This window comes from Mesorhizobium sp. ZC-5, from assembly GCF_025753855.1.
In the GTDB taxonomy this organism is placed as follows: Bacteria; Pseudomonadota; Alphaproteobacteria; order Rhizobiales; family Rhizobiaceae; genus Neomesorhizobium.
In genome coordinates, this window is record NZ_JAOWPT010000003.1 from 674415 (window position 1) to 701240 (window position 26826).

A 26826-nucleotide genomic window follows, 5' to 3' on the forward strand; every position below is an offset into this window, starting at 1 on the left:
CTATTCAGCGGCCAGAGCGTATTTCGGCTCATCCTCTTTCGCGGCACGCCACGGCACCGTCGCGCCGAGCGCTGCCGCAGCATCGAGGCCGGAGCGAAGTCCGTCCTCGTGAAAACCGTGGCCGGTCCACGCGCCGGCAAAGTGCGTCAGTCGCACGCCCTGGATCTCGTCGAGGCGGGTCTGCGCGGAAAGCGCGCGGACATCGAACTGCGGATGTTCAAAACTCCATTCGCCGAAGACGAGTTCGTCGCGCGGCTCGATCGTTGGATTGAGCGAGACGAAAAGCGGCATGTTTTCGTCGATGCCCTGCAGCCGGTTCATCCAGTAGGTGACGCAGACCTCGGCCTCGCCGCCATTCTCGGCCGAGCGCAGATAGTTCCAGGCCGACCAGGCGGCGCGCCGTTTCGGCATCAGGCGCGGGTCGCGATGCAGGATCACCCGGTTCGGCCGGTAATGGATCGCCGACAGGATTTTCTTTTCCACCGACGACGCGTCGCCGAGCATCGTCAGCGCCTGGTCGGAATGGGCGGCGATGATGATGTGGTCGAAGCGCTCCGGCGGCCGGTCGCCGGCCCAGACGGTGACGCCGAACGCATCGCGGACGATCGTTTTCACCGGCGAGGACAGGCGTAGCCTGTCGCTGAGCGGTGCAAGCAGCCGCTCCAGATAGTTTTTCGCGCCGCCGGTGACTGTGCGCCAGCACGGCCGTTCATCATGCACGAGGCGGTGATTCTCGAAGAAGCCGATGAAGGTCTCGGCCGGATAGTCGAGCATCCTGGCGCGTGGTGTTGACCAGATCGCGGCTGCCATCGGGATCAGGTAATTGTCGCGGAAGCCGGCGGAGAACCGCCGCTCCTGCAGGTATTCGCCGATCGTGGCGTGGCCCAGCAGGCCGGCGTCGCGGTCGGCGACGCACTGCCGGTTGAAGCGCAGGATCTCGCGCAGCATCCAAAGGAACGAGGGCGAGAAGAAATTGCGCTTCTGGGCAAAGATCGACCGATAGCTCGTGCCGCACCATTCCAGCCGTCCGCCGTCGAGCGACAGCGAGAAGCCCATATTGCTCTCATGGGTGGCAATGCCGACATGCGCAAAAAGGGCGGTGAGATCGGGATAATTGGGTTCGTTGTAGACAATGAAGCCGGTGTCGACGGCGACATCTCGGCCGTCGTAGTCGACGTCGACGGTGGCGGTGTGGCCGCCCGGCCTGGGCGAGGCTTCGTAGAGCGTCACGTCCGCCGTCGGGTTGAGCGCCCAGGCGGCGGAGGCTCCCGATATGCCGGCGCCGACGACGGCGATCTTTTTCCGTCCGCCGATGTTGCCTCGGCTGATAGGCGCAATGTTCATCGAGTTCCCCTTGATCCTGTCGTATGCTTCGAGCGCGAGGCGGCACGTGTTGTCGATGACAGGTACGGGACAGGTCGCACCAAGTTTCATTCCGGCATTCAATGGCGCGTGTTAGGGGCCTCGATGCTGAAACGCCATGTTTCGAAATTGCTCCGGCTAACGACGGAATCTGTTAGGGTTCCGGGGAAGTCGCGGGGCAGGGCGGGTCTTTCAATTCGGCCCCGGTGGAAATAGGTGAAGGGTTCGCGGTCTAGCGCCGGCCCAACCTGGGGGCGGCTGTCCGCAACGAAAATGGAGGCGCGGATGCGCTATGTCATCGCGGTCTGCATCGTCACCGGCTTCCTGATCTGGGATGGTGCCTACAATAACGGCCACTACCTCGACATGCTGGTGCGGGAACTCCGGAATCTGGCACGGTTGGTGGGTATCTGAAACCGGGCGGGGCGGCATCCGCGCAATAGGCCGCGCCTTCTCGACGCATTGACCTCGCCTGCCTGCTCATCGAAAACTCGCGTCGTTCATCTCGCGCATCGGGTCGGATCGCAATGCTTTGGCAAGCCACGATGCGCGGTGTCAGATATCCGCCGCGTCCTCGCGCACCGAAGCCATGGCGTTATGGAAGGAAGCCGCATTGATCCGCCACATCGTGTTTTTCAGTGCCCGTGCGGACGAGGATGTCGATGCCGTCAGATCGGGGCTTCAACTGCTCGGCAGCATCCCTCATTCCAGCGTCTTCGAGGTTTCCCTCAACACCAAGGTAGACCCGCTTTGCGATGCCGTGGACGTGGTCGTTTACGCGGAATTCGCTGACCAGGCAGCGCTCGCCGCCTACAAATCCCATCCGATTTACGCCGAAGCGACCCGGAAGGTGAGGCCATTGCGTGAAATGCGCTACTCGGCCGATATCGTTTCGCGCTGAACGAGCAGGCGGCGCGAGTTGCGTCTCAATCGTCGTTCGCCGCATTGAGTTGATCGGGGCGCAATCCTTCCGCCACGGTGGATTTTCGCAGCCGAACGCCAACCCCTTCGCCATCTTCGGCGAGGAAAATGACGCCGGCCGTCTGCAGCGCCGCCCGGATTGCCTCGACCGCCGCGGCGGAAGCGCGAAGTCCGCTTTCCGATTCGGCCCGCTTGATGGTAGGAATCGATAGTCCCGTCGCATCGGCGACCTGACTCTGCGACAGGCCGACAAGGCTGCGCGCGGCTCGAATCTGTGCGGATGTGATCATTACCACGAGTGCTCATCCGATCATTTTTTGTTGATCTCAAAGTATCAGTGCGTTTGCATGCCGGCAAGACGCCATCCCGGCCGACAACTCGTCTCGCTGCAACCTTTCCGTGAAACTTTTCGTTAGAGGCTTCCGTGCTTTGTGCCCGGCAACAGATCGTCGCCTCGCTTTCCCGCGTCGTTCTGCCTGCGAATGATGCGAGGAAATTCATGACCAGACGCTTCGAAAGCCTTCTGGATCCGTGCGGCAATTGGATGATATGGGACCGGTCCCTCGATCTGCCCGCGATCTACCAAGGCCAGGTTCTGGAAGGTTTGGAGGCTGAAGACGCCAGGAAACTCGCTTCTCTGCTGAATGTCATGAACGACATCGAGCCCGCGGGCACGGCGGACGAACATACCCGTGCCGGCAAGCAAAATGGAGCCGCGTAGGTTTGCCCCGGCATCCGGAACAAATCCGGATCGATCCCGTTCAGTCCTCTCAAGCTTGAATGGAAGGACACGGCCGATGCTCTCGACCCTCTCACAACTTCGCGGCAACCTCGATCACGACCTGCACAGGCAGATCGCAGCACTGGCAAAGCAGGTTTCGGCGCTGCAGGGCGCAGTCTCCAGCCGCGGCGGCCACGCAGTGGACGGTGCGTGGGACACGACCGCGGATCTTTATGATGACTTCCGCGACCGACTTGCCGACGCCATGCCGCATATCAGAAAGGGCGCCCGCACCGTCGAGAGGTCGGCACGCGATCATCCGGCAACCGCCGCGGTGGTCGGGCTGGTCGTCGTCGGGCTGGTCGTCGCTTTCATGTCGCGGCGCTGAGGCGCGGCGCATGAGGTCGCGCGGAGGCCCCAACCCGCGCCACACTGGCGCGGGCGGCTGCGCCGGCGAAGGCTCAACAAATCGGACCCGAATCGGTCGGCATGCGGGCTTCCATTTTGCTGCTATTGAACTGGTGCGGTTTGCGTACCGCCGGGCGCGACAGTACCAGCCGGAGGCGGTGTTGTAGGCGCTGTAGTGCCGGAGGACGGGGGCGGCAATTCCGCAGATGTCGTAGTCTGCGATGCTCCTGATTGAGTTTGGTTGCATGCAGCCAAGGCAGCTAGCATCAGAGTGAGCGCACCGAAAATCGGAAGTTTGCGGATCATTTATAGTCCCTTTGTGGAGGCCGCCCGCTCGGGGAGCATCATCGGGACCGTGGCTGACAGGTCAACCGCTGGCGGTTCAAACATTCTTGCAAACGGTAAAAGCCCACCATCGGTTGGCGGGCTTTGCGCTTTCCGCCCGGCTTCTCGTCACCGAACCCGGGCGCCAAGCCGAAGGCCCGTTCGTCTACGAGAAAAAGCGGCAGGCGTCACCCGCAAGCGAAGAACGTCGCGTAATCCCCGACCACCGAAACTCCTGCATAGCGAATGTTGGGTCGAAGCAGGTTCGTATTGTGGCCGGCGGAATTCTTCCATCCAGACACAAGATGCTGCGCGCTTCGATAGTTGTAGCCGACATTTTCGGTGCATATGCCGCTCAATCCGGCAGCCTTGGCCTGGGCCGATCTCTCACGGAAACCGCTGTGGCTGATGGCCCCTCGGGCAGCTTGATATTGGCTGTGCTGCCTCGCCAAGGCCTTCAAAGTGCCATTGGAGGCCAATGGAGAAAGACCACGACTCGCCCTGTAGGAATTGATTTGCGTGAGCGCCTGAGCACCGAAATCGATCGTCGTGCCCGCCGGCTGCGTCGTACAGCCCGAGAGCAGAAATGCAGCGGCGATTGTGCTTGGTTTTCTCAAGCTAAGTCTGCTTTCATCGGACGAACGGAGTGCGTTGGCGGCGTTGCCTTTCGCGGCTGCGAGCCGGAAGTCTGGCTGCGAAACCACTACAATCGCCGCGAAAGTATCCTATTGCATGCCGACCCATTCCCGAGCAAATTTCTCAGCGGCTCGTTCGATGGCTTCCTCGGATAGAATCCCGCGATTGTCGGCAAACCGTTTGAATGCCTCCTGCGTTTCGCTAGCCGTTGCCTCCCCGCGGAGCGCCTTTACGCAAAGGTCGATGGCGGCGTGATAGTCCAGGTCAGGAATGCCGTTCCATTCGAGTAGCACATGGTAGGCGTCTAGGACCGTCTCTACCGTGTGCGGAAAGCCGAGGCCCAAGATGACGGAAACGGGCTGATCAAATCTACAAGCGGTCACTGGCTGAAACTCCTTTGGTTCAGTTTGTCGCTATCAGCCGCTTGAAATCGGCGAAACTTGGATTCGCTCCGTCACGTATGAAGACCAGCGCTACGTGTTCGTGAAGAGTTGGCGCCGGGCCGATTGACCGTACGGCGAGGATGAGGTTGAGTTACCTCCGCCAGGTCGTTGGAGGGGCTCATGAGATTACACGTGAGCCCAGCGGTCGCGACGGTCGCTCTCGCCATGGGAGGCCAATGAACGAAATGCAGCGCTCGCGTAGAAGATGAGCGATATTAAACTCCGGTCCGGCCACGCTACTTGAAACGCTCTTCGGTTCCGTGACAAACGACAAACCTGTGGTCGCTCCTCGCTGCGATAGGTGAGGAAAGTGCCGCCCCCGTTGAATCCGATCTTCCTAGCTGCTTCAAAGTCGGTCCTGGATCGCGAAGGGGGAAGTGACATGGTGGATTCTGATCGGATCGACAAACTGATCGCAGCCGTGCCCCCGGCTCTGGCGCTTCGCGCCGGGCTGGACCTTGGCATCTTCACCCGGCTCGGTGGCGGCGCGGCGACTGCCGACAGCCTTGGGGCCGCGCTCGAAGTCGAGCCCGATCGTCTGTCGCGGCTCCTCTATGCGCTGGCCAGCATCGGCCTTCTCGAAGTCGAGGATGGTCTATTCCGTAACGGTGCCGAAGCCTCGGCCTTCCTCGATGCGTCCAAGCCGACCTATCGCGGCGGCGATCATGCGCTCCTGCGCGAGCTCTGGGGAGCCGACCTTTTGACCGCGGAGTCGCTGCGACAGAAGCGGCCGGCCGCGCTGCACGACTTTTCCGAAGCGGAGCCGGAATCCGCGGCCGCCTTCAGCCGCATGCTCGCGCCGGGCGGGGTGATTTTCGGCCGAAATCTGGCCCGGGAGATCGACCTCTCTGCGATCGGTTCGGTGATCGACATCGGCGGGGGCGCAGGGACCATTCTCGTCGGACTTCGCGAGCGATGGCCGCACATTGCGGCGACGCTGATGGAACTCCCGACGGTCGCGGCGGTCGCGCCGGCGATCCTGTCGGAATACGGCGCCGACGACGTGGTTGTCGAGGAAGGCGACATAACCGTCGCGCCGTCGATCGGCCGGCACGATCTGGCAATTCTGAAGGCCGTCGTTCAGGTCCTCCCGCTGGACAAGGCGCGCAGTTCGATCCTGAACGCAGCGCGTTGCCTCGCACCCGGAGGCGAGATCGCAATTGCGGGGTGGGGCGTCGTCGATGACGACCGCCTCGGCCCGCCCGAGGGTGTCTTCCTGAATCTCACCTTCCTGAACCTTTATCGCCACGGCGAATCGTACACTGAAGGTCAGTATCGCGCGTGGATGACCGAGGCTGGATTCCGGGACATCTCCAGGTCGCGCATGGCGGACGGCGGCACGTTGTTTCGTGCGCGTCTCACGGGCTGATCGTGGCTCAAGGGCTGGTTTCGGACGCAAAGCTCTCCAAGGCCCCCACTCTATCTCTCCGGGTAGCGTGGCAATCGTAGTGGCTCCCGATTGCCTAGATCGGCAGGCCACTAAGCTCAATTGGGCGAGCGGGCTGGGTGGTTGGAAACCGGTCCTTCAGCCTAAGGAAATATCGCTCCACTCCATAATATGAAAGCGACGCGATTGCATATGTTGCAGCGATGGCAATCAGGTTTCGGGTCAGATCGTCGAAGGGAAGTCGGTGACACGCCAGAAACATCGGGACGTGCCAAAGGTAAAGGCCGTAGGAGATTTCCCCTGTCCAACGCAGTGGCTCAAATCGCAAGGCCGACTTGAACCAGTTGGAGCCGGGATTTGCTGCTGCGCCTATGATCAACGATGCAAGGATGCCGATAAGGGTGTAGCCACCGAGATATAAAAAGCCGTTGGATAAGAGGTTAAAGCGGGCGAGTACGAGGAACACAATCAGGGAGCCCCACCCTACCGCCGGGGGGACACGAACGGATCTCTGCTTGAAGAACAGCCACGCGGTGGCAGCCCCCCACATAAGGTTGTCAAAGCGCAAGTCCGTTCGGAAATAGAGGTGAAGGGATGGGCCGCTTTCCCAGACCAGGATCCGACAAATAGCCGGAGCGCAAATTCCCACGATCAGAGTGCCCATCAGCAGTCGGGGTTTGGGAAGCGCAACAATCAGGACGAAGGGCCAGATTATATAAAACTGTTCTTCGACCGACAACGACCAGAGGTGACTGAAACCCCATTGATGGAGCCAGGTGCCTGCCTCATAGTTAAATGCGAGCTTCCAATTCCAAAAGTAAAAGATAACCCATTTTGCATTATCCAAGGTCATCGCGAGCCGCGTTGGCTGAACCAGCCAAGTATAGATGATTACCCCACTCACAACGAGTAGCAATGCCGGAAGAAGCCTTAGGGCACGTCGCGCGTAGAAATTTCCAACACTGATATATCCTGTTTTTCCATGTTCTGCGAGCAGTATCGAGGTGATAAGAAAGCCGCTTAGGACGAAGAAAAGGTCCACGCCGATATTCCCGCCAGGAAAGACTTGGGGCTTTGTGTGGGCAAAGAGAACTATCAGCAAAGCGATTCCGCGAAGGCCATCCAGCGATTGATTTCGATGAGTTTGCGCCAATTGTTCTCCCGTCTGCACGATGATTAGTCGCGAGGTGCATATCTCATTGAGTAACAAAGGAAAAGCCGGCCACCCTCAGCTTCCTGCCCAGCAGCCTTGCGGCCATCGACATGAGCAAGAGGGCTGTTCGCGGACGCCTCGATTACGGGGCGAAGGTTCAGTTGCTGGAGACGGACGTTGACCGGCCGCCAACGGTTGGCGTGTGGAGGCCGATAAAGGTGGGCAGGAACCAGCCTACGGTGTGGTCGCTTCAGCGGCTTAAGTGAACACTGAGATCAACGCGGAAGATATCGCACATTCAGGAACTCGCGACCCACACCAACAGCAACAGCAGCATGCCGAAAGCTATGACACAGTCGAAAATCCTTACCTGAGGAACGCCGATCAGCGCCAGCCCGGAACCAAAGAGCCCGCCCATCAATCCCAGCAGTATCATCTCAACCATGCTGCCTCCGAGGAGCGGATTATAGCACTTTGCCAGTAGCGCACCAGACCGTGGCGGGGTCTCCAGCCGAGTTACTGTGCTGGCCGGCCCCGAGGGGCGTGCCGTGCTTCCGGATGTGCTGCACTTCAATTCTCATAGGATCAAGTGTTACCTTCCGGTGTACCGCATGAGGTACCTCGGGGAAGCTCAAACCCTTGCAATCCTTGAGTTCTAAGGGGTTTTCGGCGAGAAGTGGCTCCCCGGGCCGGATTCGAACCAGCGACCAACCGGTTAACAGAAAGCTGCTCAAGCGTCTCATTGAGCGTCATCGCATCACGCGGCGTCCCATAATTGGTTGTTATTGCTCATAAAGCGCTCGGACAACCGTGCAATCGTGTCGCGCCGGGCCGCGCCGAAGCGCACAAGGCGTGTTGCCCCACCGTTGCCCAGAAAGACGATCGAACCGGCGAGATTTCGACTGTCCGGTCAGGAGGACTCACCACAAGAATACCGGAGCAGCGGCAATTCAAAAGAGGACGGTTGCTCGACAGTGCAAATCTCATCAACTTTTTGACGGTTCGCCCTCATCACCGCCGGTCCACTCCTACTCCGGTTCCACACCGACAGGAAGACGAGCGTCAAGGGTGTCGCATCAGGTAGCATCGTGACCAATGACGTCCAATGGCGTCGCAAGTTATTGATATCTTTACACAAATCGCGTTTCCCTATACAATCCATGTTCCTTGGGCCATTCGACCCACGGCCTATTGACGCCCTGATTTCCTGATTGAGAGACGAGCATGCCGAGGCGGAACGTTACGGACAGACTGTTGAAAGCCCTCAAACCTCCCGCCGACGGAAGGAGGTATGAGGTGATGGATTCGGTGGTACCGGGCTTCGGGGTGCGGGTGTCCGCCAAGGGTAAGCGCACATTCATTTTGATCGCACGCTACCCGCCCAGGAAACATCCTTCGAGGCGCGAAATCGGCGTATACGGAAAAATGACGCTCGATCAAGCCCGCGACACAGCCCGGAACTGGGCCCAGCTTGTCCAACAAGGTGTTGACCCTAATGAAAAAAATGAAGCGGATCAGCGGAAAGATTCACATCGTCGCGAGAATACGTTCGAGCTTGTCCTAGAGGATTACATAGAAAAAGCTGTGGAGGGCCCCAACAAGCTCGAACCGAAACTGAGGACGGCAAAGGAGGTGAAGCGAATCCTGTATTCCGAATACTGCAACGACAGAGTCGTAGGCAAAACGACGCGTAAGGGCTTGGGTCCAAAGCCGATAAGCGACGTTTCAAGGAAGGACATCCAAACTGTCATTGATGACGCGATCGCGAGAGGCTCTGCGGGCGCTGCGCACCAGATTCTTGGGATGGTGAGAGCGATGATCAACTGGGCGATTGACCAAGGCAAATACGGCATCGAAAGCTCGCCGTGCGACAGGATGAAACCCAAACGCATAATCGGTCCCAAGCTGAAGAGAAGCAGGTTTCACTCCGATGAAGAGATCAAGGTGATTTGGGAGGCAGTGCAACTGCTTGGATATCCGTACGGCCCATTGCTCCTATTGCTTATATTGTTGGGAAGGCGGCGGGCCGAGGTTGCCAACGCGAGATGGCGCGAATTTGACCTCGAAAACAAACTTTGGCACGTACCCGGCAAGAGAATGAAGGGACAAATACCCGACGTTGTCCCGTTGACCGATACCGCAATATCCATCCTCCAGAGCCTGCCACGATTCAGTGGAGAGAATACGGGAGACTTCATCTTCTCGACCACGTTCGGGAAGAAGCCGGTCAATGGATTTGGCAAGATCAAAGTTCGTCTTGATGAAATCGTTCGGCGCATGCTTTCCGACACAGCAAGGGTGGTTGGGCAGGAACACACAGCGACCAGCCATGCGATCCCGGTAGCGCGCTCTGCCTGCCTTTCGCCCAGCATCACCGAAATGGATCATTTCGTCCTCCATGATTTCAGGAGGACCATCCGCACCCATCTCCCAAGGCTGGGCGTTGACAGGGACGTTGCGGAGCTAATTCTTGCGCACAAAAAGACCGGGATCCAATCTGTCTATGACATCTATGAATATCTGGCCGAGAAACGGAATGCTCTCAACCGTTGGGATGCCCACCTTCGTGAACTTGGCCTCTCGTTCCGCGCGGGCGTCGTGTGGACCTACGCCCGGAAGCCCCGCTGGCTGAAGCAAATTGGATCGGAAGCAGCCTAACCTTTGCCCCCTTTGGTTGGAGCGGCGCAAGGCAGGGCCATCATTTTTCAACTTCCGACGAGCCAACAACCCTTCATCCTGCGAGTCACGTCAACCTGTGCCCGCAAATTCGCTACTCGTGTGAGCGCCGCTATGCCGGATTCTGCCGTTCAGAATGTGGACTGCCATAAGCGAAAATAAGGAGCGCGCGCCGCTGCATCATTCTCGAGTCAAACCCTGGACTTTCGCCTGCGACTTTCTCGGTCGCCGAATCGCAACGCCAGGACCTCGTTCGGCCTCACTGTCGATGAAAACAACCCCTTCTTTCTCCAACGCCCGTTTGACCTTCTCGAACGTTTCATAGGGTACCCCCTTACCGCTAGCTTCGATGCGGGCGATGGTTTGGCGGCTAACTCCGGCTCGGGCAGCTAGTTCTTCCTGGCGAAAGCCCAGCAGCGCCCTACCGGCCCTAAGCACTCCAACAATCTCCGGCAACGGCGGAAAGGGTTCCATTCCGTCATCTCGAACGAGCGGACTGCGAAATGTCAACAATTTGGCACCCTGCCCATATTGTTTACATTAAAAGCGAATCGTGGGAATAATTCTCACATTATCCGCGTGTGCCGATGATGGGTTGACGGGAGGCAGTGAATGATTCGTCGACGCGTCCTTGAGCTTGATGGCTGTCGCGGCATGCAATGACTTGAACATCGGGCGCTCAAGGGCGTCGCTCAGGTAGAGGGAGGAGGGACCGTGTATTGTTTTGGGAACCGACGTGCCGAGACCGACTACTGCGCCATTCGCGCCGAAATCGCCCGCCTGGAAAAGCTTGTGGCAGATCTTGAGATCGTCAGCGGCACCCTCCCATTTCCGCTCGACCAAATGCTTGCGAGAGCCCATCCGACCGCGCCGATCCTTGATGACTGGCGATTTGCATTCAGCCCTGCGCCGTGCCTGGTCGCGCTATCGACCGGACATCCGCGATTGCCTGGCGATAGACGCTCGATTGTCACCTCGGAAATTTTCCTGATCTCGGAGGAAATCGGTTGGGCGCGCTCGTTTTCGCGCTGGTACCGCCTCGGGCGGCGGTTCGATGATGCGGCGGGAGATTATTGACATGTCCCCGACCTCAAACGCCGATATGTCAACATTTGATTCCCGTCTTGCACGCCACTTCCTGCGCAGGCTCAGTCATGCCGCCGGGGATGCCGCGCTTAAACTGGCGATTAAAACGGGAATCCTTGAACCCGGATATGCGCTGATCGATGGCCGTCGCGTCAAAACCTTCCGACCCGGTGTGGTGCTTCGGGGCAAGAGCGAATCCGAAATCGAACGAATTCTGCAAAAAAGCCGCCGCCGGGCCGTGCGTCAAAAATGGCAATTCGGCTCCGATGAGAATGGCTTCAACCTGCCCACTTTTGGCCAGGAGCCGCCTGCTCCGGGAAGCGCAACGGACAATGGGGCGGAATTTTCTGCCGAGCGGGACGACGGTGACGCGGCTGAGACAAGGATTGAGCAAGTCGGTGAAGCCTTGCCCGCTCGACCGATTGCAGAGCTGTTGCGCATGGTGCGGCATTCCGCTGAATCCTCGCGCCCGCAGGACGTCGCAACCCTTCTGCTGGTGGCCCAGGGACTTGTTCGAAGTCGGATTTCGCTCGAAGAGGCGCTCCGCATACTGAGCGTTCCCCAACCGATCGTCGCGGTCTCTTGTGATGTGCTGGGCTTTGAAGACAGTTTTGTTGACCTGCTTGAGCGTGGGCTCGTGCTGCCCGGAAAAATCGCACGTGCGAACGGATACGACATTTCCCGGAAGCGAGGATTGGGCTTTTCGACAACCGGTGAGCCGCAATGGGAAGTTTTTTGCTTCGCTGGCAAGCAGCGTCCCGATGAGGATTGGGAGATTGGTGATGCCGCGCTGATGGGGTTTCCTATCGTGGGCGTCACCGAAAAGCGCGACGTCCTGCCAAAAGGACTGGCGGCTGCGGCAATGCTTGATCTGAATTGCGGTGCTCTGAGCGCCGAGATCGTCAACGGTACAATAGAAGCCGTCCTCGGCGGTACCCCAAGCGAATCCTTGCAGCCCGGCGATTATCCGCGACTTGGGCTTTCGGATCTGGCGATCGCCATCCGGCCCGGCGTCTCGCCGTCGCGGGCAATTGTTATTCTTCGGGAGATCGTTGCGGCAAAAGCGAAGGCTGGTGACGACGGCAAAGCCGAGGACGAAACGTCCCCTAGAAAAATGTGGGACGGAAAAAAGCCCGCACATAATTCCACGGCAAAGAATGATCGCGGCAAGGGTACCTCAGGCAGCGAAATCATTCAGCCTGTGCGGCCGACGGGAGACGAGACCAAGGACTGGTCCATCCTGCGTGTCGAGACGCTGTCGGGTTATGGCGAAGAAGTCACCGAATGGGCGTTGGCGTTAAAACAGGACCTGGAGTTATGGCGGTCGGGTGGCCTTGCGTGGAGCGACATGGTCTCGAAGCTGTTGCTCTCCGGCCCTCCGGGCACGGGCAAATCGCAGTTCGCCAGGGCCTTGTGCAACACGCTGGGCATTCCGCTGATCGCCACATCGGTGGCGACCTGGCTGGAGCCAAGCTATCTCGGCGACGTCCTGAGACGCATGTCGAAAGCCTTTGCCGAGGCGCAGGATCATAGTCCGGCGATCCTGTTCATCGACGAGGTCGACGGTTTCGGCAGCCGCGGGCGATCCAGGACCCACGATGATTACTGGAACGCTTTCGTCAACAAGGGGCTGGAACTGCTCGACGGTGCAGTAAAATCCTCTGGCGTGATCATTGTCGGGGCTGCCAACAACCCCGGGGCCATCGACAAGGCGCTGCTGCGTTCAGGGCGGCTGGAGCCCCACTTTGAAATCCCGCGGCCAGATACCGATGCGCTGGCAGGCATCATACGTCATCATTTGAAGGATGATCTCGACGTGGTTGTCGCCAGTGCGCCCGTGAAGGCGAGGAGCTGATCATGAACGCTCCCGCAACTGACCCCGCTGCCGCCAACCGCGTGCTTCGCTACCTGGCGCGTAGAGCCAACGGCATGACCGGGGCGGATATCGAGCGCGTGATGCGCGAGGCCCGCCGCAAGGCTCGCAGCGAGAAGCACCCGCTCACCTTTGCCGACATCGAAGCAATCCTTGCCTCCTCAAAAATTGCCAGGCCCGATCATCTGCGTTTCCGCATGGCGATCCACGAGGCTGGGCACGCCGTGGCGCGCATCCGGCTGGAGCTCGGTGAGGTGACGATGATCACGATCGATGCCCCGGAGGGTGGTTTTGTCGCAGGATCCCGCGATAGTGCGTATGAGCCGACGGAAGAGCTGCTCACTGGGATCCTGGTTTGCACACTGGCCGGACGTGCCGCCGAACAGGAATTGCTCGGGCCGATCGTGGCGTGTGCCGGTGACGACGACACCAGCGATCTCGCTGTCGCGACCCGACTTGCCTTCGACATGGAGACCAGGCTTGGCTTCGCACGGGACTGGCCGTTGCTTTATCGCAGCACCGAAGATCGAACGACGATCCTTCTCCAGAACCGGGAACTGGCAGCGCGGGTGAATGCACGGCTGGACAATGCCTGCGACGCTGCTCGCGAGTTGGTCGTGCGGCGTCGGCCAGCCATCGAATTCGTGGCGGGCGAGCTGTTGATACACGACACCCTGGAAGGCTCCCAACTCGATGCGGTTGTCACCCAGGTCAGGAAGATGGTGGCCGACCCGCCATGATTTGGAACGCCACGGCGAAACGCGGCGGCACCAACGGGAAGAGCCTGCGCAACCGGGCCGATCGGAAGTCCGACATGCAGGCAAGATGTAATTTGCGAGGGCCGATATGAGGCTTTGGATCTGGTCGGATTTGCACCTCGAAATGCAAGACATTCCACTGCCGTCCCAGGCTCCCGACGGGGTGGATGTCATCGTCTGCGCCGGCGATCTCTGCTATGCGCCCGATCTCGAGCGCCGGGCCTTCGACATTGTGCGTCGTTACGATCTGCCTCTGATCTTTGTGCCGGGAAACCACGAATATTACTGGGGCGGCTCAAGCGCCCGGTCGAAGCCCTCCGATCATCGCGCAATGAAGGAGGCAGCCGAGGCGTCAAAATCCTGGCGGCAACCACTCATTCTGCTGGATGACGACATCGCAGAGATTGACGGTGTTCTTTTCATCGGCGGCACGCTGTGGACGGATTTCAAAATGGGTCTCGAGAAAGAGGCTGATCTGCGGTGGCGGATGACAGCTGCACCGAACCAACTCGCCGATTTCTCGCAGATCCGGCAGGGTAACGGGGAGCGGCTGTCGCCGCAGGTGATGCTGGGCCTCAACATCTTGACCTACGGCTTCATCGAACGGGAGTTGTCGATCCCGTTTAATGGCAAGAAGGTGGTCGTCACCCATCACCTGCCGCACCCCGACTGCACCCCGGAATTCTATCGTGGCGGTCATCGCGGCGATGCCAATTACCTGTTCGCCTGCAGCGAGCATCTATTCGGTGACATCCTGAACTCCGAAGCCGCTCCGGCTCTTTGGGTGTGCGGTCACACGCACCATCCCGCCGATGTCACTGTCGGTAGGACCAGAATCGTCTGCAACCCGCGCGGCTACCTGGCTTTCGCCAACGAGCGCAACAACGGCTTTCGCTGGGATCTCGTCATCGACACGGAAGAGTTACAGTGAACGGTCTGGTTGGAATCCGGAGGAAGCTTGGCAACTACGCGCTCGGACACGGCGGCCATTTTGAGGTCGCGAAGGCTGGCAAAGTTCTGCGTGTCACTGTTGATTTCCATGTCCACGAGATCTGCGGCGCAATGCGGTTCGTCGATCGGCTGTTCAAGGCTTCGGGCATTCGAAACAACGTCACAGTTGTCCTTGGGCCAGCCCGTCCCATAGACGGGGCAATGCTGGCCGCCTCAGTCTTCCTGGAGTTCTATCGATACGCTTGCGAGCACAGGGGGCGTTTTCATGTAAGCCCGCGGCTCGATAGGACGACGGTTCTGTCGAGCCTGGAAATCTTCGCCGATTTCGAAGTGGGCGAAGAAGCAGCGAGAGACTGGCTGGCCGAAACGATCTGGATGTTTGGGCTGAAGGCGACTGCACTACCGTGGCGGCTCCTCAACGAAAGAGATCGGCAATGCCTCTTGGAGAGGAGCGAGGTCGTAGGCCTATGAGCGAAAACGGAGCGTCTGCCGTGAACGTGCCCGACGAAATCCGCAGGAAGCTGAAGCTTTACGCCTTCGGCCATGGCGGACAGTTCGATATTGGCTCCACGGAAGACCGTGTTCGTGTTGGAGTAAAGTTCCACCCGTATACGTTTAGTCTCGCGTACATGTTCGCAGAAGACGTCTTCCGAGGGAGCGGAATCGATGTCGAGTTCAAGCCCACATTGCTCGACAGGATCGTCGAGCCCAACGGCGAGCAGGTGGTGCGGCTGTTTTATGACGAACTGAAGCGGTATGCCGAACACCAGAGCGGCCGTTTTATCTTCGCACGACCGCCGGGCAATCGCATCGCTACGTCATCGATGAAGGTCTACGTCGACTTCGCCGACGAGCAGGCCGCGGTCGGCTGGCTCGAGGAGATGATCATGATGCTCTTTTTCCCCGCGGTCGCCATTCGCTGGAGCAAACTAAACGAGGCAGCACGCAATCGGATTTTGGAAAGTGCTGGGGTGCTAGGCAAATGAGCGTGGTGCGCAGTTTGTTGGGGGGCTCGACGCTTGCCGGGGAGCGCGTTGGCGGCCCACTTTGGCGAAGAATCGGGTGGCAGCCGAGCTAGGAGTTTATTTATTGCGTTTTTAGCCGTGCCTGTGCTGTGTTGCGCAGAGACTTTGGGAGGGGCGACTTGGGAGATATCAAACTCGGAGAGCCCTTTGGAATGGACCTCGCTGGGCTTTCCGACGCGGACTGGACCTTGTCGCTCCAGCGCGTCATCCATGATCTGCGTTCGGACTTCATCTACGCGCCGCATATCGGCTTCATCTATCGGAAAGTCGGTCAGGATCTCGTCGAGATCGTCAAGCGGGAGCTGAAAGACGGCCAATACAAGCCAGGCCTGCCGCTTACGATCGAAGTCCCCAAATCGCACCGCATGCGAGTAAGAGTTCGTCCGCCGAGGCCAGGTCCAGCCTATTCCCGGCCCGGCAGCATTCTGTTGCCGAAAGACCGGTTATTCTACCAACTCTTGGCCGACAAGGCAGCTCCGATCATCGAAGCGAAAACTGATCAATCGCGATCGTTCAGCCATCAGCTTGAAGACGGCGGTTCACCCAGCATGTTTAAGTCGACGCGGGCGTGTTGGGCAGAACTTCAGAAGGCGCTGAGCCGGCACTCGTCCGGCAAGAAAAACAAGTACGTTGTGAAGATAGATGTCGCGAACTTCTTCGGATCACTGAATCAACACACGCTGATCAACGTCCTCGCTGACGCCGGTTATCCCACTAAGTTTCTGACACGATTAGAAGCACTGCTCACGGCCTACACGGGCGAGAGGAGTTCGAGGGGCATTATCCAAGGTATTTATCCTTCCGACCTGCTCGGGAATTTCTATATGGAACCTATCGACCGCTTCCTTGCTGATCAAGACATCCCGTCCGCGCGGTATGTCGACGACATGTACATATTCCTCAGCAGTGTCGACGCGTCCGAACAGTTGATGAGGCAATTGATTCCCGAACTCCGCAGCTACGATTTGGTGCTTAACGAGGCCAAGTCCGCGATCATGCCGAAGACTGCATTGAACACGGAGGAGCCGGACCTTGAAGCCTTGTTTGAACAGGCTGTGGAAGAGATTTCAAACCAGATCGATGAAGAGGACTTCGACGCTGACTATGGATTCCAGTCAGAATGGGAAGACGAGGACGAGCCGGAAACCGAGCACGACGGTGAAGACGATGATGAAGACCTTGAGCTCAAGGCCACGAAAGTACTATTTGATGCCATCGCCGACCATCCTGGACATGAGGAAACCATCGAGCGCTTCTGTCTCCCCCTATTCGCAAAAGCCTCATCCGATTACGCGGTTGATCATGTTCTCGACGCATTCAAGAAACGGCCGTCAATGTCTCAGATTTACGTTTCCTATCTGGCGAAATTTCTGCCCCAGATTACCATCTATCAGTTTCTCTGCCGAAGCATTGAAGACCGGTCACTGGTGGACTGGCAGGTAATGTGGATTCTGGCCGCACTGATCACCAAGGAGCCGCCTGACGATGCTCCGGTTAAGACGGCACTCCAAATCCTGAAGGATGGCTCGGTGCACGACGCGACGAGGGCGACGGCAGCGATCTACGTTGGCCGATATGGCGACGCGGCGAGACGGCGCGCATTGATCGCTGTTTACGGGTCGCTCTCCCCATACGTGCAATCTGCCATCTATTTTTCGTCTCGATACTGGCCGAGGAACGAACGCAGCAACGCGAGAGCGCAGTGGGGCGCTCTCGGTCCGTTGAATGAGTTGCTCACGAAGGCAATGGCGAAATAGGAGGGACCTAGACCGCACATTTTAGCTAAACGCTGCGTCGACCGCCGAGGCAGCGGCGGATCGTGGCAGCATATGCTTGCTTACACACGCGCTGCAGGCCTTTCCTGAGGGCATGACGCACACAGACTTGGAATGGAGACCACACGAGGGCGGACCGCGTGATTTAGCCGAATACACCCTCGGAACCGGGCACCTCGGGCAGCTTCTTCTTCACCGCAGCGAGGATATCTTTCACAAATTGGGGGATGTAGCCCTGCTGGACTAGGGCCTCGGCGACGAACCGGGCTACCAAGGGCTTGTTGCGATCGCTGGAGATGCCGAGTTCGATCCGCGCTTTTATCTCCAACTCGTCGTACAGGCCCGCTTGGATCGCCTCCACATGCGCGCGACATTGCAGTTCCCAGTTGCCCTGCAGGATCGCATAGTTGTCATTTACGCAGGCGGCAGGCTCGTCCGCTTCGTGGAGCCCAAGTAGGCGACACAGCGTCCGGTTGGCGGCTTTCTCGGAAGGCTTTCCGCCGTCATTGTCGAAGACGATGTAGGTCCGGATGCCATGCACCTCATACAGCTGCGCCAGCGTATCGATAGTGGCCTTGCCGCCCGCGGACACAACGGAAATACCATACTCGTCGAAGTCCAGGCCGCAGGAACGGGCGAACACTGGCATCGCCTCGCGCTCGGACGGACCTTCGACTACTATAGCAACGCTCGCAAAGAACACCTCCGTCATTTCGGCCGTGCGGACGTTCCGGATGAAGGCTCGTACCGAGTCGACCGTCATCTGGTCGCGATAGGGATGCAGCTTCTTTCGCGCTGCCAGCAGGTCTTCGCTGGAGGCCATCTGCACTTGTGTGCAGACCTCGTCATCTTCGTCCTTGCACCTATCCACAAGCACGATGCGGTCGCTGCGGGCCACATCCAGGAAATGCGCGCTATGAGTGGAAATGAAGATCTGGTTGCCTGCCATTGCCAGCCCCTCGAATTGTTTCATCAGGCTGCGCTGCGCATGAGGGTGCAAATACAACTCGGGCTCCTCGATGCCGAGCACCGCGTCTCCCCGAAAAGACTTCGCGAATGCTTGGAAGAGCGCAAGCACTAGCACGTTCCGAACGCCCGAGCCGACCTCGAGCGGGCTCCGAGGCACACCGTGTTCAACCAGCGTCGGATAAAGGCTACGATAGAGGTTCGTCTCCTCGAGCGTGCGGAATTCGAATGAGACGTCGTAGCGGGCTGTCTTCAGCTGAGCCGCGAAGGCATTTTTTAGTTCCTGCTCAAAAGCTTTGTACTGCTCCGTCTGCAGCAGTCCATGCGCGGTGTTCAGCGCCTCGCGGAGCTGCGTCAGCTGCTCGCCGCTGTCCTTCAGAGTCTGATGCAGGTGGCGCAACGCCTGACCAAAGATCGACCAACGAGAGGTAGAGAACTGACGCTCGTAGTTGCGGCTGGCATCAACATAGGCGAAGGCCAGCTCCTCCCGGTGGGCATTCGTGAAGGGTCGGACGGGCCTTCCTTGGTTGTCGAGAGCGTTTAGCGAATATTGTGGTTTAGACGTGTCAAACTCGATCTCGGAAACGTATGGATGATCTAGGCAGAGCCGAATGTAGACGCTGTTGTCGCGAATACGCCCATAGAAGTCGGAGTCATCGAGGTTCGCGGGCATAGGCCACCGCTCCCCCAGAATAAAATTTATCGCCGATAGGATGTTCGTTTTGCCAGCGTTGTTAGCCCCGACAAGGATACAAATGTCCTCCGGATAGAAGTCGACGTATTTGATCGACCGCCAGTTTGCGATTTGGACACGGGTAATCTTCAAACGCGGAATCCCCCAAGCACGCCCAAACTATAGTCACGCACGGGCGAAGGCGAATCGATTGTTTAACCCGGTCCGGCCTCAAGACCACGAGCGCCAGCCCATCCGCCGTCATTGATCTTCTAAGTCGCGGGCATTCCTTACCCTTAGATGACGATGAGCAGCGGACCGCCCATACCAACGCGCATCGCGTTGGACGCCAAGGACCGGGAACGCTGGTTTTGCCAAATGCCTTCTCGATAGTGGACGGTCGGGTTGCGCCCCCCCTGTCGGCGAGGCCGCCAATATTTTTCAAACATATCGAAGCTCTCGCGCTGCTGGGCTGGGATGGCGGCGGCATCAATGCCGCCCAACGTCAGCAACGGCGGCGACGATCGTTCTGCGCAGCCATACATGTCGCGGGGAATCCTGATGGGGCGCGTGCCAGGCAGGCTTATCACGACGCGTGGGAGCGGAATTGGTGCGCGCCTTGCCGTCGTTCGAGACATCCATCACAACAATCGAGTTGGCTCGATGTTGGCTGAGAAACGCTAGCAGACGACAGGCTATAATCGGTTCGCCGATCCGCTTCACCGGTAACGCCGCGCTACCACTCGAAGGGCGCAGCGTTTTCGCGTGCGCCGAGCAGAAAGGCGTCGGCCGCGAGCCTGAGCGGCGAACCGTCGGTTTCGCTGCGGCGCTTGTCGAGCAGTCGGGCGAAGTGTTCGTAGATTCGCTCATACTCTTCCGACGGTGCCTCGACCGTGAGGAGACCATTCACGGTCAGAACCGTGCCGCCCTTTTCCAGTTTGAGGCGCGTGCCTTTCGCCGTCTCGATTGCGATGGTCCATATCTCGCCACTCTCCTCGAGCCAATTGAAGCCGGCACTCATCTTTGGTCCGCCCGCGCCCGCCGTCCTGAAGGTCAGCTCTGCATCCACCGGTGCCTGGCGGTTTGAAGGGAAGGCTATGCGGGCACTTTCAACGAAGGCCTGAAAGGGCAGGATCTCAGTGAAGATCGAAAGTGCGTTGATGCCGGGGTCGAACACGCCGAAGCCACCGGGCTCCCATACCCAATCCTGGCCGGGATGCCATTTGCGCACGCTCTCGCGCCAGTCGATGCGCAGTGAGGCGACGCCCTCGCGCTTGAGGATCGCCTTGGCACGGGCGACGGCATCGTTGTAGCGCGAGTGCCAGGTCTGGAAGAGCACCCGCTTCCTAGCCCGCGCATGGACGACGAGGTCATCGAATTCCGAAATGGTCGTCGTCGGCGGCTTTTCCATCAGCACGTCCTTGCCGGCATCCAGCGCCTCGCGCACCAGGCGATGGCGAACGCCGGGCGGTGTGCAGATGGCGACGATGCCGATCTCTGGCAGTGCCTGGTAGAGGTCGGCCGGGCTGCGGAAAGCCGGTATCTTGCCATACGCCAAGCCACGGGTCGAAACGGTTGCGGCCAGTTCGAAATCGCTGCCCTTGTCGATCACCGGCAAATGCTGGTCCTGGGCAATCTTGCCGATGCCGATGACGGCGATCCTGCGTCTGGTCATTGTTGATCCTGTTGCTGCGTCGGGCTGACCTACGGCGCGACGCTAACATCGCCGTCAAAGAGGGGAAAGCACCGGTTCAAGCGCCGAAGATGGGAGCATACCCGGCGCTTCGCGACGCGTTGTCCGGACACGATTATGCACTGATCGCTTTCGTCCAGAATATCTACTTTGAGAACTGACGGGACCTCGTGCACTTGATCGCGCTGAAGGTTGCGCGCAGCGGACCATGCAATCCAGTAGCCGCAACGACGGCTCGCGACCCTGGCTCTGTGAAAACGTTCTTACACAACCAAGTCCCATTGCGGACAGGCTTTGCTTGGCTGGCGCGCTGCGTGCTATGATCTGCGCGTAGGAGGCGGCATGATTGAGCTGACATACATGGCATTGATCGGCGGGCTGCTCGGTACGGGGCTGGCGTTGATCGGCGTTCCGCAGCTTAGGATTTTTGACGGCATCGTCGTGCTCTGCAATGGCATGTTGTTGCTGGCGCTGTTGGCGATGTTCAATGGCACGTGAGTGTCCGGAGAGCCCTTAAAATCGAGCCCCCGTCGAAACGGTTTCCGGGGCGGCCCGTGCGCATCCTTCAAGATTTGACCCTGACCGAGTGTGCGGATATTCCCGGCCTGTCGCATCGTGTCGAAAGGACATCGAGGCAGTGATATTGAGGCCTCCGGCGTCCGTCGCCCAACCACTGTCGTCAAAAGTTACTTCATCATCGGTGTCGCGCGCGCAATAGTCGACCTTGCGTGAATGACGGCCATTCATGAAGAGAACAGCTAGCCTCACGACAGTTGCCCTCGCCATGTTCGCCGCATTAGCGCAGGCACAAGGTCAGGAATCGCTGCTTGCGTTGTGCACGGAATCACCCGTCACGGACCGGACAATCGAGGTCTGTTCGCAGCTTCTGGAGAAAAATCACCAGATCACCCCGCACCAGCGAACAGAAGCCTTCCGGAAGCGGGCATTCCTTTATTACAGACAGGGCAACTTCGACGGCGCGATCTCCGACTATGACGAGGTGATCCAAAGCGATCCGAAGGATTCCTTTTCCTACACGGTCCGTGGTGAGGCCTATCGCACAAGGCGACCTGGAACGGGCGATGTCCGACGTTAACAAGGCCATCCGGCTCGACCCCACGAGCGCCGTGGCTTACGACGTCCGCGGCCTCACCTATATGCACGAGGGCAGGGCAAACATGGCAATCGCTGATTTCGACAGAGCGGTTTCGCATAACCCGAATTTCGCCAGGGCATTCGCAAATCGTGGGCTGGCCTATCTCATGATCGGTCAAGCCGACCGCGCCATCGTGGAATGTAGCGCGGCGATCCGGCTCGATCCAATCCAGGTCGATGCCTTAAATACTCGCGGTCTCGCCCATGCCCAAAAAGACAACTGGGACAGTGCAATCCGCGATTTCAACGAAACAATCCGCCTCGATCCGGAAAATCCAAGGGGCTACAAGGACCGCAGCTTCGCCTACAGCGTGTTGGGCGACGCGCAGCTCGCGGTTGACGATGCCGCTGAAGCCATCCGGCGCAACCCGTCGGACCCAACCGCCTACTACAACCGAGGCTACGCCTATTTCCTGTTGAAGGATTTCGACCGCGTCATTGCTGACATGAGCGAGGCCATCCGGCTTCACAAGGAAGCCCGCGCGAGTGGATCGGATTCCGTATTCAGGAAAGACCTTCACTGGGAATCGTCGGACGGAACATTCCAGGTTGATCCCAATTTCGCAGACGCATTCGCAAACCGCGGCTTCGCTTATGGGAGCAATGGTGATTTTGAACGCGCGATCTCCGATTTCGATGAAGCCCTTCGACTCGATCCCGACAATCGGCTAGTCCGCGATTTGCGTGAAAATGCGGCGACGGCTAAGGCAAACCAGAACTAGCTTCCGTCAGGCCGTCGGCTGGTAGCAAGTTCTCAGAGATCGCGGATGGATGTCGGAAGACGTCGTACAGGGTGAGCACCTGTATGCGAACCACGAATTGTTCCTGGGCGGGCGTCCGAGTTTGGGCGGCACATGAAGGCCCTTTTCGATCACCTGACGGAGGAATGAGGATCGCGGTCGACATGGGCACGACGGTTGCTGGTCCGTCCGTAGCTGGCGCGCCAGTCATTGCCTAAACTCCGCTTGATTCCCAAGAAGGTTCGCCGCCCCGTGCCCGGGTGCCATATGGGCAGCTCGTTCGCTGGCAACAACGACGAATTGTTGCGACGGCACACTAGCCGCCTCGTCTCTTCGTGAGGAGAGTTGTGGACGAGGCGGCCTGCCGACGCTGTTCGGGCTGACGGCAAGCCAATGTTGCGCAGAGAGAGGCTGCGTGCAAGCATCGCGTGGATCCGATGCAACAACTTCGATCCGACCGATCCTTGTCTGTGCGCTCGCCACCGGAAGACGAGAAACAGTAACGATGAGCCCAAAAAAATGACGGCAAACTAAACCGCCAAACTGCCGATGGACGAATGGAGGTCGGCCATCATCATCGGCAAGGAACGGCGGTTAATGGCGGCGGCGTGGTAGACCGCCCATTGAACGGGCCAGCTTCTGGCCGGAACGACAACTGCAAACCAACCGGGGAACTATGCCTGCGCGCGACAGGCCTCAAGGAGCCGAGCGCACATGAAGGCTGGCGGGCTCTCCCCATCGCGTTCCAGGGAGCGATACAGGCGACGGATATCGGCAGCGACAACACCGTCTGCTTGCATGACGTGGCGGATGATCGGTTCGGATAGGATTTCCTCAAGCGTCGGTTCGCGCTCGTCCAGCATGGGTCGCCTCCAAATTTTCTGATTGTTCCGAATCATAGCCGAGAACCGTGACCGAGTGATGTCGGCCGTTTGGCGTATGTGGGAATCCAAGCGACCAAAGTCACGGAATCGGGTCGCATCCTCCGTGTCAACAATGACCAGCAGCAACTTGCGGGGCGAGGAGCAAGATGCTGTAAGGGTCGAGCACGCGGCCTTGAGCAGTGTTGCCTTCCCCAAAGCGTCTTTGAAACCACGCGGCGATCTGCGGTTCCGTCCGACGACTCGGACCGCACCCGTACGGTTGGCTGTTCGGTTGATCCGAGAAATAACCTGTTCGCTTCCGGCCAGGGTGATCTCGAAGTCAGCGGAGTGCAGCCGGGAGATCGGCGTGAAGACAAGGATACGAATGTCGTCCCCTTGAGCGAGGTCGGCTTTGATCTTCCGATGGCAACGCAGGTTGGTCCGATGCCGTTTGCCCGGTCGCTTGGCTCACGGATGCATTTGCTGTCCCACTTTCCCAAAGCTTAATCGCGGAGCCCGGAATCGACCCGGCATCAGCAAGTCTGTTCGAGAAGGGTAATTCACGTCTCTGACCCACCTGAGCCCTGCAAGCGCCTCTCTTCATCGGCAACATAATCTCGTATGACCGGGACATCGTCACGGCGGGTCGAGATCAGCATCTGGAAGACGAAGTTCGAACCGTTCAGGAAGCCGAGTTCGGCCGACGCCAAATAGAAATCCCACATCCGGCAGAAGCGATCACCCATCATGGCGACTGCCTCGTCGCGCTTCGCCTCATATCCGTGTCGCCAATCGCGGATCGTCCAGTAATAATGCAGCCGCAGATTCTCGCAGTCGGCGCACCAGATGCCTGTGCGTTCCAGCGATGCAAACACCTCGGATAGAGCCGGCGCATAACCACCAGGAAAGATATACTTGCGGATGAACGGTGCCGTCGTGCCGGGAGGTGACATACGTCCGATCGCATGCACCAATGCAAAGCCTCCCTCCTTCAGCAACCCGCGAATGGTCGTGAAATACCCGTCGAAATGTCCCACGCCGACGTGCTCCATCATGCCGATTGAGACGACACGGTCGAACTGACCGGTGACCTCGCGATAGTCGACGTCGCGAAAGTCGATCTGGTCGGCCACCCCGGCCTCGATCGCTTGAAGGCGCGACGCGGCCAACTGCTCGGTCGAAACGTTAATGGCCGTGACCTTCACGCCGCAATATTTTGCGAGATAAATGGCGAGCGAGCCCCAGCCCGAGCCGATCTCTGCCACATGCATGCCCGGTTCCAGCTTGAGCTTGGCGGCGATGTGGCGAAGCTTGTCCATCTGCGCTTGGTCCAGACTATTTTCCGGTGACCTGTAATAGGCGCAGGAATACGTCATCGTCTCGTCGAGCCAAAGCTCATAAAATTTCGTCGGAATGTCGTAGTGATGCTGAACGTTCTTGGCGGCGAGGCCGAGCTTGTTGTTCTGCTGGCGTCGCCGCAACACGCGCCAGATCTTCCGCAACGTCTTCTGAACTGGGTGCGCGCCGAGCCCGGTGCGGTTGACGGAAAAAAGCGACAAAAGGTCAAATACCTTGCCGCCGTTCTCGATCACCAGACGGCCATCCATGTAGGCCTCGGCCGCCTTTAGCTCCGGATTGAAGAAAATCTCGCGTTCCACCGCCTTGTCGGTCAGGCGGATCGTCACGTCGGGTCCATTTTGTCCGCTGCCGAAGGTTTGCCTAAAACCGTTCTCGAAGACGACAGTCAAGCGCCCGTTCTTTACAAAACGGGAAAGCAAATTTGGCAGCAGACGCATGATGGATCGTGGCTCCCGGCCGCCCATAGCAATGGCGACAAGTATCGACCTGCCGCTGCCACCAGGGTTCTGACATTCGCCGTGGCGATCAATGGCAGGTGCCGGAATGCCAAATCCTAATGACGTCCCAGTATACCCGCAAGGGATACTTGTCGTGTAGAAGCCGATGAGGATGGGCAGGAACCAGCCCAGACGTTGGCCGGCGACCACGCCGGACATCGCAGCTGCGCCAGGAGCGGTCATGCGCGTCTGGTTCGAATGTCGTGATTTGAGCCGCTTTCGCGAAGATGCGGGTTGGAGTTCGACTCCCCAACGCCGAATGTGTATTGATGCCGCGGGCAGCGTGCTCGTTGGCTCAGGGCCGCCCAAGACAAGTCACGTCTTCGCGAGTTATTGCCGGTGTCACTTCAAGTTGCTGCGGCAGCTGCCACGCGCGCGCTCATTGCTCCTCCGCCGGATTGATCGCTCGGTGAATCGAGGTCAGTCGGGGACCTGGCATCCAGCAAGCACTTCGCCATTGTACGCACAAATCGCGATCGTTGGGCATCGGTGCGATAACCAAGGTAGAAATTGCACGGCATGATTGGTGTGAACGGGCGAAGCACCAGGTCAATGTTCCCTAACCCCTCGATGGACGCTGGATTTACAAGACCAACCCCAGCGCCTGCGCTGATTATGGACAGGAGGGTCATGCACATTGGCGTTTCAGCGACAACGTTGAATTTGTAACCGCCCGCTTCCATAAGATCTGCCAATGCCCGCCGCATCCGAGCGGCCGGCGTATGAGCGATATACTCGACGTTGTGAAGGTCGGCAGGAGTGATGACGTCCTTGGTCGCCAACCTATGTGTCGGTGACATTGCGCACACCGCGGCGTCGCCTGAAAAGGGTTGGTACTCGACCCCTGAAATATCTGTTTCCTTGGGAGCTACGCCAATGTCGACTTGGCAGGTTGCCACAGCCGTCCAGACCTCCGCGGTGGACATCAACTGAGCAGCGACGGCGACACCAGGATGTATCTGACGGAACGCAATGATCGCCCGCGACACAATAGGCAAACCGATGCCTGGCATATTTGCGATCCGGACAATTCCTGGCCCGCGTTCACGGATTTGTGAAGCTGTGTGCTTTAATACTTCCAGGCCGACAAAGGTGCGCTCAACATCAGTGTAAAACAGATGGCACTGCGGCGTCGGTTCCAACCGCCCATGCGTTCTGTCGAAGAGAGAAAAACCAATCGTTTTCTCAAGCTCCGAAACCAACCGACTTACAGCAGGCTGCGTAATTCCCAGGGCATCGGCCGCGCGGGAGGCAGAGCCGGATTTCATGATGGCTCTAAGCGCTTCGATCTGACGGATGTTCATGGTCTCTCTATAAGGTTTGGTAATAGGGGTGCGTGAATTCTGAATTTGATTTCCCACGGGATACAACTAAGCTTGGC

The 26826-nt window shown here is 58.8% G+C and carries 30 protein-coding genes and 1 pseudogene; 16 read left to right on the top strand and 15 right to left on the bottom strand.

Going from position 1 to position 26826, the window contains the following annotated elements:
- The gene (locus OHD58_RS11990) at window positions 1–1344 is read right to left on the bottom strand and encodes an NAD(P)/FAD-dependent oxidoreductase (RefSeq protein WP_263803517.1); all 1344 of its coding nucleotides are present in this window, start codon (window positions 1342–1344) and stop codon (window positions 1–3) included.
- 303 nt (window positions 1345–1647) lie between these two features.
- On the opposite strand from OHD58_RS11990, the gene OHD58_RS11995 reads away from it, so the two are divergent.
- Window positions 1648–1776 (top strand): hypothetical protein, encoded by a 129-nt coding sequence (locus tag OHD58_RS11995; RefSeq protein ID WP_263803518.1) that lies wholly within the window; start codon window positions 1648–1650, stop codon window positions 1774–1776.
- Window positions 1777–1975: 199 nt separating this feature from the next.
- Entirely contained in the window at window positions 1976–2263 is a 288-nt protein-coding gene (locus OHD58_RS12000) for a Dabb family protein (protein ID WP_263803519.1), read from the top strand.
- Between the two features lie 25 nt (window positions 2264–2288).
- On the opposite strand, the gene OHD58_RS12005 is transcribed toward OHD58_RS12000, so the two are convergent.
- The gene (locus OHD58_RS12005; protein ID WP_263803520.1) at window positions 2289–2573 is read right to left on the bottom strand and encodes a helix-turn-helix domain-containing protein; all 285 of its coding nucleotides are present in this window, start codon (window positions 2571–2573) and stop codon (window positions 2289–2291) included.
- Between the two features lie 209 nt (window positions 2574–2782).
- On the opposite strand from OHD58_RS12005, the gene OHD58_RS12010 reads away from it, so the two are divergent.
- Window positions 2783–3004, top strand: coding sequence for a hypothetical protein (locus OHD58_RS12010; RefSeq protein WP_263803521.1), 222 nt, complete (start codon window positions 2783–2785; stop codon window positions 3002–3004).
- Between the two features lie 76 nt (window positions 3005–3080).
- Window positions 3081–3392 carry a hypothetical protein gene (locus OHD58_RS12015; RefSeq protein ID WP_263803522.1) on the top strand — a complete coding sequence of 104 codons (312 nt, stop codon included), beginning with the start codon at window positions 3081–3083 and terminating at the stop codon, window positions 3390–3392.
- A gap of 532 nt (window positions 3393–3924) precedes the next feature.
- Here the strand turns inward: OHD58_RS12015 and OHD58_RS12020 are convergent.
- Together OHD58_RS12020 and OHD58_RS30700 are read right to left on the bottom strand one after the other, a co-directional pair.
- Window positions 3925–4440: a CAP domain-containing protein gene (locus OHD58_RS12020; protein WP_263803523.1), complete on the bottom strand. Its 516-nt coding sequence runs from the start codon at window positions 4438–4440 to the stop codon at window positions 3925–3927.
- Between the two features lie 21 nt (window positions 4441–4461).
- Window positions 4462–4755, bottom strand: a complete 294-nt coding sequence (locus OHD58_RS30700) for a DUF982 domain-containing protein (protein WP_412177198.1) — start codon at window positions 4753–4755, stop codon at window positions 4462–4464.
- A gap of 382 nt (window positions 4756–5137) precedes the next feature.
- On the opposite strand from OHD58_RS30700, the gene OHD58_RS12025 reads away from it, so the two are divergent.
- Complete coding sequence (locus OHD58_RS12025; RefSeq protein ID WP_263803524.1) at window positions 5138–6184, top strand: acetylserotonin O-methyltransferase; 1047 nt, start codon at window positions 5138–5140, stop codon at window positions 6182–6184.
- A 94-nt stretch (window positions 6185–6278) separates the two neighbouring features.
- On the opposite strand, the gene OHD58_RS12030 is transcribed toward OHD58_RS12025, so the two are convergent.
- Together OHD58_RS12030 and OHD58_RS12035 are read right to left on the bottom strand one after the other, a co-directional pair.
- The gene (locus tag OHD58_RS12030; RefSeq protein WP_263803525.1) at window positions 6279–7355 is read right to left on the bottom strand and encodes an acyltransferase family protein; all 1077 of its coding nucleotides are present in this window, start codon (window positions 7353–7355) and stop codon (window positions 6279–6281) included.
- A 298-nt stretch (window positions 7356–7653) separates the two neighbouring features.
- A complete protein-coding gene (locus OHD58_RS12035) occupies window positions 7654–7800 on the bottom strand; it encodes a hypothetical protein (protein ID WP_263803527.1) in 147 nt (48 codons plus the stop codon).
- A gap of 809 nt (window positions 7801–8609) precedes the next feature.
- Between OHD58_RS12035 and OHD58_RS12040 the strand changes: the two genes are divergently transcribed.
- Window positions 8610–10013: a tyrosine-type recombinase/integrase gene (locus OHD58_RS12040; RefSeq protein ID WP_263803528.1), complete on the top strand. Its 1404-nt coding sequence runs from the start codon at window positions 8610–8612 to the stop codon at window positions 10011–10013.
- Window positions 10014–10211: 198 nt separating this feature from the next.
- On the opposite strand, the gene OHD58_RS12045 is transcribed toward OHD58_RS12040, so the two are convergent.
- Both OHD58_RS12045 and OHD58_RS12050 read right to left on the bottom strand, forming a co-directional pair.
- Window positions 10212–10505, bottom strand: coding sequence for a helix-turn-helix transcriptional regulator (locus OHD58_RS12045; RefSeq protein ID WP_263803529.1), 294 nt, complete (start codon window positions 10503–10505; stop codon window positions 10212–10214).
- Between the two features lie 66 nt (window positions 10506–10571).
- Window positions 10572–10892, bottom strand: coding sequence for a hypothetical protein (locus tag OHD58_RS12050; protein ID WP_263803531.1), 321 nt, complete (start codon window positions 10890–10892; stop codon window positions 10572–10574).
- On the opposite strand from OHD58_RS12050, the gene OHD58_RS30705 reads away from it, so the two are divergent.
- The 7 genes from OHD58_RS30705 (at window position 10875) to OHD58_RS12080 (ending at window position 17481) form a co-directional block, all read left to right on the top strand.
- A complete protein-coding gene (locus OHD58_RS30705) occupies window positions 10875–11108 on the top strand; it encodes a DUF6634 family protein (protein WP_412177205.1) in 234 nt (77 codons plus the stop codon). The two genes, OHD58_RS12050 and OHD58_RS30705, sit on opposite strands and share 18 nt — an antisense overlap.
- A 1-nt stretch (window position 11109) precedes the next feature.
- Window positions 11110–12972: an ATP-binding protein gene (locus OHD58_RS12055; protein ID WP_263803532.1), complete on the top strand. Its 1863-nt coding sequence runs from the start codon at window positions 11110–11112 to the stop codon at window positions 12970–12972.
- Between the two features lie 2 nt (window positions 12973–12974).
- Window positions 12975–13730 (top strand): ATP-dependent Zn protease, encoded by a 756-nt coding sequence (locus OHD58_RS12060; RefSeq protein WP_263803534.1) that lies wholly within the window; start codon window positions 12975–12977, stop codon window positions 13728–13730.
- Window positions 13731–13836: 106 nt separating this feature from the next.
- Window positions 13837–14679, top strand: coding sequence for a metallophosphoesterase (locus OHD58_RS12065; protein ID WP_263803536.1), 843 nt, complete (start codon window positions 13837–13839; stop codon window positions 14677–14679).
- Window positions 14676–15170, top strand: a complete 495-nt coding sequence (locus tag OHD58_RS12070) for a hypothetical protein (protein WP_263803537.1) — start codon at window positions 14676–14678, stop codon at window positions 15168–15170. Before OHD58_RS12065 ends, OHD58_RS12070 begins: the two co-directional genes overlap by 4 nt.
- Before the next feature lie 20 nt (window positions 15171–15190).
- Window positions 15191–15685 carry a hypothetical protein gene (locus OHD58_RS12075; protein ID WP_263803539.1) on the top strand — a complete coding sequence of 165 codons (495 nt, stop codon included), beginning with the start codon at window positions 15191–15193 and terminating at the stop codon, window positions 15683–15685.
- A 158-nt stretch (window positions 15686–15843) separates the two neighbouring features.
- Window positions 15844–17481 (top strand): RNA-directed DNA polymerase, encoded by a 1638-nt coding sequence (locus OHD58_RS12080; RefSeq protein WP_263803540.1) that lies wholly within the window; start codon window positions 15844–15846, stop codon window positions 17479–17481.
- Window positions 17482–17644: 163 nt separating this feature from the next.
- On the opposite strand, the gene OHD58_RS12085 is transcribed toward OHD58_RS12080, so the two are convergent.
- The 4 genes and pseudogenes from OHD58_RS12085 to OHD58_RS12095 form a co-directional block, all read right to left on the bottom strand.
- Window positions 17645–19291 (bottom strand): ATP-dependent nuclease, encoded by a 1647-nt coding sequence (locus OHD58_RS12085; RefSeq protein WP_263803541.1) that lies wholly within the window; start codon window positions 19289–19291, stop codon window positions 17645–17647.
- 143 nt (window positions 19292–19434) lie between these two features.
- The gene (locus OHD58_RS12090; protein WP_263803542.1) at window positions 19435–19683 is read right to left on the bottom strand and encodes a hypothetical protein; all 249 of its coding nucleotides are present in this window, start codon (window positions 19681–19683) and stop codon (window positions 19435–19437) included.
- Window positions 19628–19740 (bottom strand): annotated as a pseudogene (locus tag OHD58_RS30580) (LysR family transcriptional regulator); the annotation flags it as partial. The gene OHD58_RS12090 and the pseudogene OHD58_RS30580, both read right to left, overlap by 56 nt.
- 134 nt (window positions 19741–19874) lie before the next feature.
- Window positions 19875–20813: a Gfo/Idh/MocA family protein gene (locus OHD58_RS12095; RefSeq protein ID WP_263803543.1), complete on the bottom strand. Its 939-nt coding sequence runs from the start codon at window positions 20811–20813 to the stop codon at window positions 19875–19877.
- Between the two features lie 360 nt (window positions 20814–21173).
- On the opposite strand from OHD58_RS12095, the gene OHD58_RS12100 reads away from it, so the two are divergent.
- The 3 genes from OHD58_RS12100 (at window position 21174) to OHD58_RS12110 (ending at window position 22708) form a co-directional block, all read left to right on the top strand.
- Entirely contained in the window at window positions 21174–21329 is a 156-nt protein-coding gene (locus tag OHD58_RS12100) for a hypothetical protein (protein ID WP_263803545.1), read from the top strand.
- Between the two features lie 247 nt (window positions 21330–21576).
- A complete protein-coding gene (locus OHD58_RS12105; protein WP_263803546.1) occupies window positions 21577–21927 on the top strand; it encodes a tetratricopeptide repeat protein in 351 nt (116 codons plus the stop codon).
- Window positions 21914–22708 carry a tetratricopeptide repeat protein gene (locus OHD58_RS12110; protein WP_263803547.1) on the top strand — a complete coding sequence of 265 codons (795 nt, stop codon included), beginning with the start codon at window positions 21914–21916 and terminating at the stop codon, window positions 22706–22708. Before OHD58_RS12105 ends, OHD58_RS12110 begins: the two co-directional genes overlap by 14 nt.
- A 692-nt stretch (window positions 22709–23400) precedes the next feature.
- On the opposite strand, the gene OHD58_RS12115 is transcribed toward OHD58_RS12110, so the two are convergent.
- The 3 genes from OHD58_RS12115 to OHD58_RS12125 all read right to left on the bottom strand — a co-directional run bounded on the left by OHD58_RS12115 (window position 23401) and on the right by OHD58_RS12125 (window position 26749).
- Window positions 23401–23589, bottom strand: a complete 189-nt coding sequence (locus OHD58_RS12115; protein ID WP_263803549.1) for a hypothetical protein — start codon at window positions 23587–23589, stop codon at window positions 23401–23403.
- A 560-nt stretch (window positions 23590–24149) separates the two neighbouring features.
- Window positions 24150–25385, bottom strand: a complete 1236-nt coding sequence (locus OHD58_RS12120) for an SAM-dependent methyltransferase (protein WP_263803611.1) — start codon at window positions 25383–25385, stop codon at window positions 24150–24152.
- A 407-nt stretch (window positions 25386–25792) separates the two neighbouring features.
- Window positions 25793–26749, bottom strand: a complete 957-nt coding sequence (locus OHD58_RS12125) for a LysR family transcriptional regulator (protein ID WP_263803552.1) — start codon at window positions 26747–26749, stop codon at window positions 25793–25795.
- Window positions 26750–26826: the final 77 nt, after the last annotated feature.

What these genes read in the sequence shown, in the direction of transcription:
- OHD58_RS12010 (WP_263803521.1), top strand. Translation starts at nt 2,783, where the DNA reads ATGACCAGACGCTTCGAAAGCCTTCTGGATCCGTGCGGCAATTGGATG.
- OHD58_RS12120 (WP_263803611.1), bottom strand. Translation starts at nt 25,385, where the DNA reads ATGCGTCTGCTGCCAAATTTGCTTTCCCGTTTTGTAAAGAACGGGCGC.
- OHD58_RS12055 (WP_263803532.1), top strand. Translation starts at nt 11,110, where the DNA reads ATGTCCCCGACCTCAAACGCCGATATGTCAACATTTGATTCCCGTCTT.
- OHD58_RS12125 (WP_263803552.1), bottom strand. Translation starts at nt 26,749, where the DNA reads ATGAACATCCGTCAGATCGAAGCGCTTAGAGCCATCATGAAATCCGGC.
- OHD58_RS12095 (WP_263803543.1), bottom strand. Translation starts at nt 20,813, where the DNA reads ATGACCAGACGCAGGATCGCCGTCATCGGCATCGGCAAGATTGCCCAG.
- OHD58_RS12105 (WP_263803546.1), top strand. Translation starts at nt 21,577, where the DNA reads ATGAAGAGAACAGCTAGCCTCACGACAGTTGCCCTCGCCATGTTCGCC.
- OHD58_RS12005 (WP_263803520.1), bottom strand. Translation starts at nt 2,573, where the DNA reads ATGATCACATCCGCACAGATTCGAGCCGCGCGCAGCCTTGTCGGCCTG.
- OHD58_RS12015 (WP_263803522.1), top strand. Translation starts at nt 3,081, where the DNA reads ATGCTCTCGACCCTCTCACAACTTCGCGGCAACCTCGATCACGACCTG.
- OHD58_RS12060 (WP_263803534.1), top strand. Translation starts at nt 12,975, where the DNA reads ATGAACGCTCCCGCAACTGACCCCGCTGCCGCCAACCGCGTGCTTCGC.
- OHD58_RS12065 (WP_263803536.1), top strand. Translation starts at nt 13,837, where the DNA reads ATGAGGCTTTGGATCTGGTCGGATTTGCACCTCGAAATGCAAGACATT.
- OHD58_RS12045 (WP_263803529.1), bottom strand. Translation starts at nt 10,505, where the DNA reads ATGGAACCCTTTCCGCCGTTGCCGGAGATTGTTGGAGTGCTTAGGGCC.
- OHD58_RS12090 (WP_263803542.1), bottom strand. Translation starts at nt 19,683, where the DNA reads ATGTATGGCTGCGCAGAACGATCGTCGCCGCCGTTGCTGACGTTGGGC.
- OHD58_RS12050 (WP_263803531.1), bottom strand. Translation starts at nt 10,892, where the DNA reads ATGGGCTCTCGCAAGCATTTGGTCGAGCGGAAATGGGAGGGTGCCGCT.
- OHD58_RS30705 (WP_412177205.1), top strand. Translation starts at nt 10,875, where the DNA reads ATGCTTGCGAGAGCCCATCCGACCGCGCCGATCCTTGATGACTGGCGA.
- OHD58_RS12035 (WP_263803527.1), bottom strand. Translation starts at nt 7,800, where the DNA reads ATGGTTGAGATGATACTGCTGGGATTGATGGGCGGGCTCTTTGGTTCC.
- OHD58_RS11995 (WP_263803518.1), top strand. Translation starts at nt 1,648, where the DNA reads ATGCGCTATGTCATCGCGGTCTGCATCGTCACCGGCTTCCTGATCTGG.
- OHD58_RS12100 (WP_263803545.1), top strand. Translation starts at nt 21,174, where the DNA reads ATGATTGAGCTGACATACATGGCATTGATCGGCGGGCTGCTCGGTACG.
- OHD58_RS12110 (WP_263803547.1), top strand. Translation starts at nt 21,914, where the DNA reads ATGTCCGACGTTAACAAGGCCATCCGGCTCGACCCCACGAGCGCCGTG.
- OHD58_RS11990 (WP_263803517.1), bottom strand. Translation starts at nt 1,344, where the DNA reads ATGAACATTGCGCCTATCAGCCGAGGCAACATCGGCGGACGGAAAAAG.
- OHD58_RS12115 (WP_263803549.1), bottom strand. Translation starts at nt 23,589, where the DNA reads ATGCTGGACGAGCGCGAACCGACGCTTGAGGAAATCCTATCCGAACCG.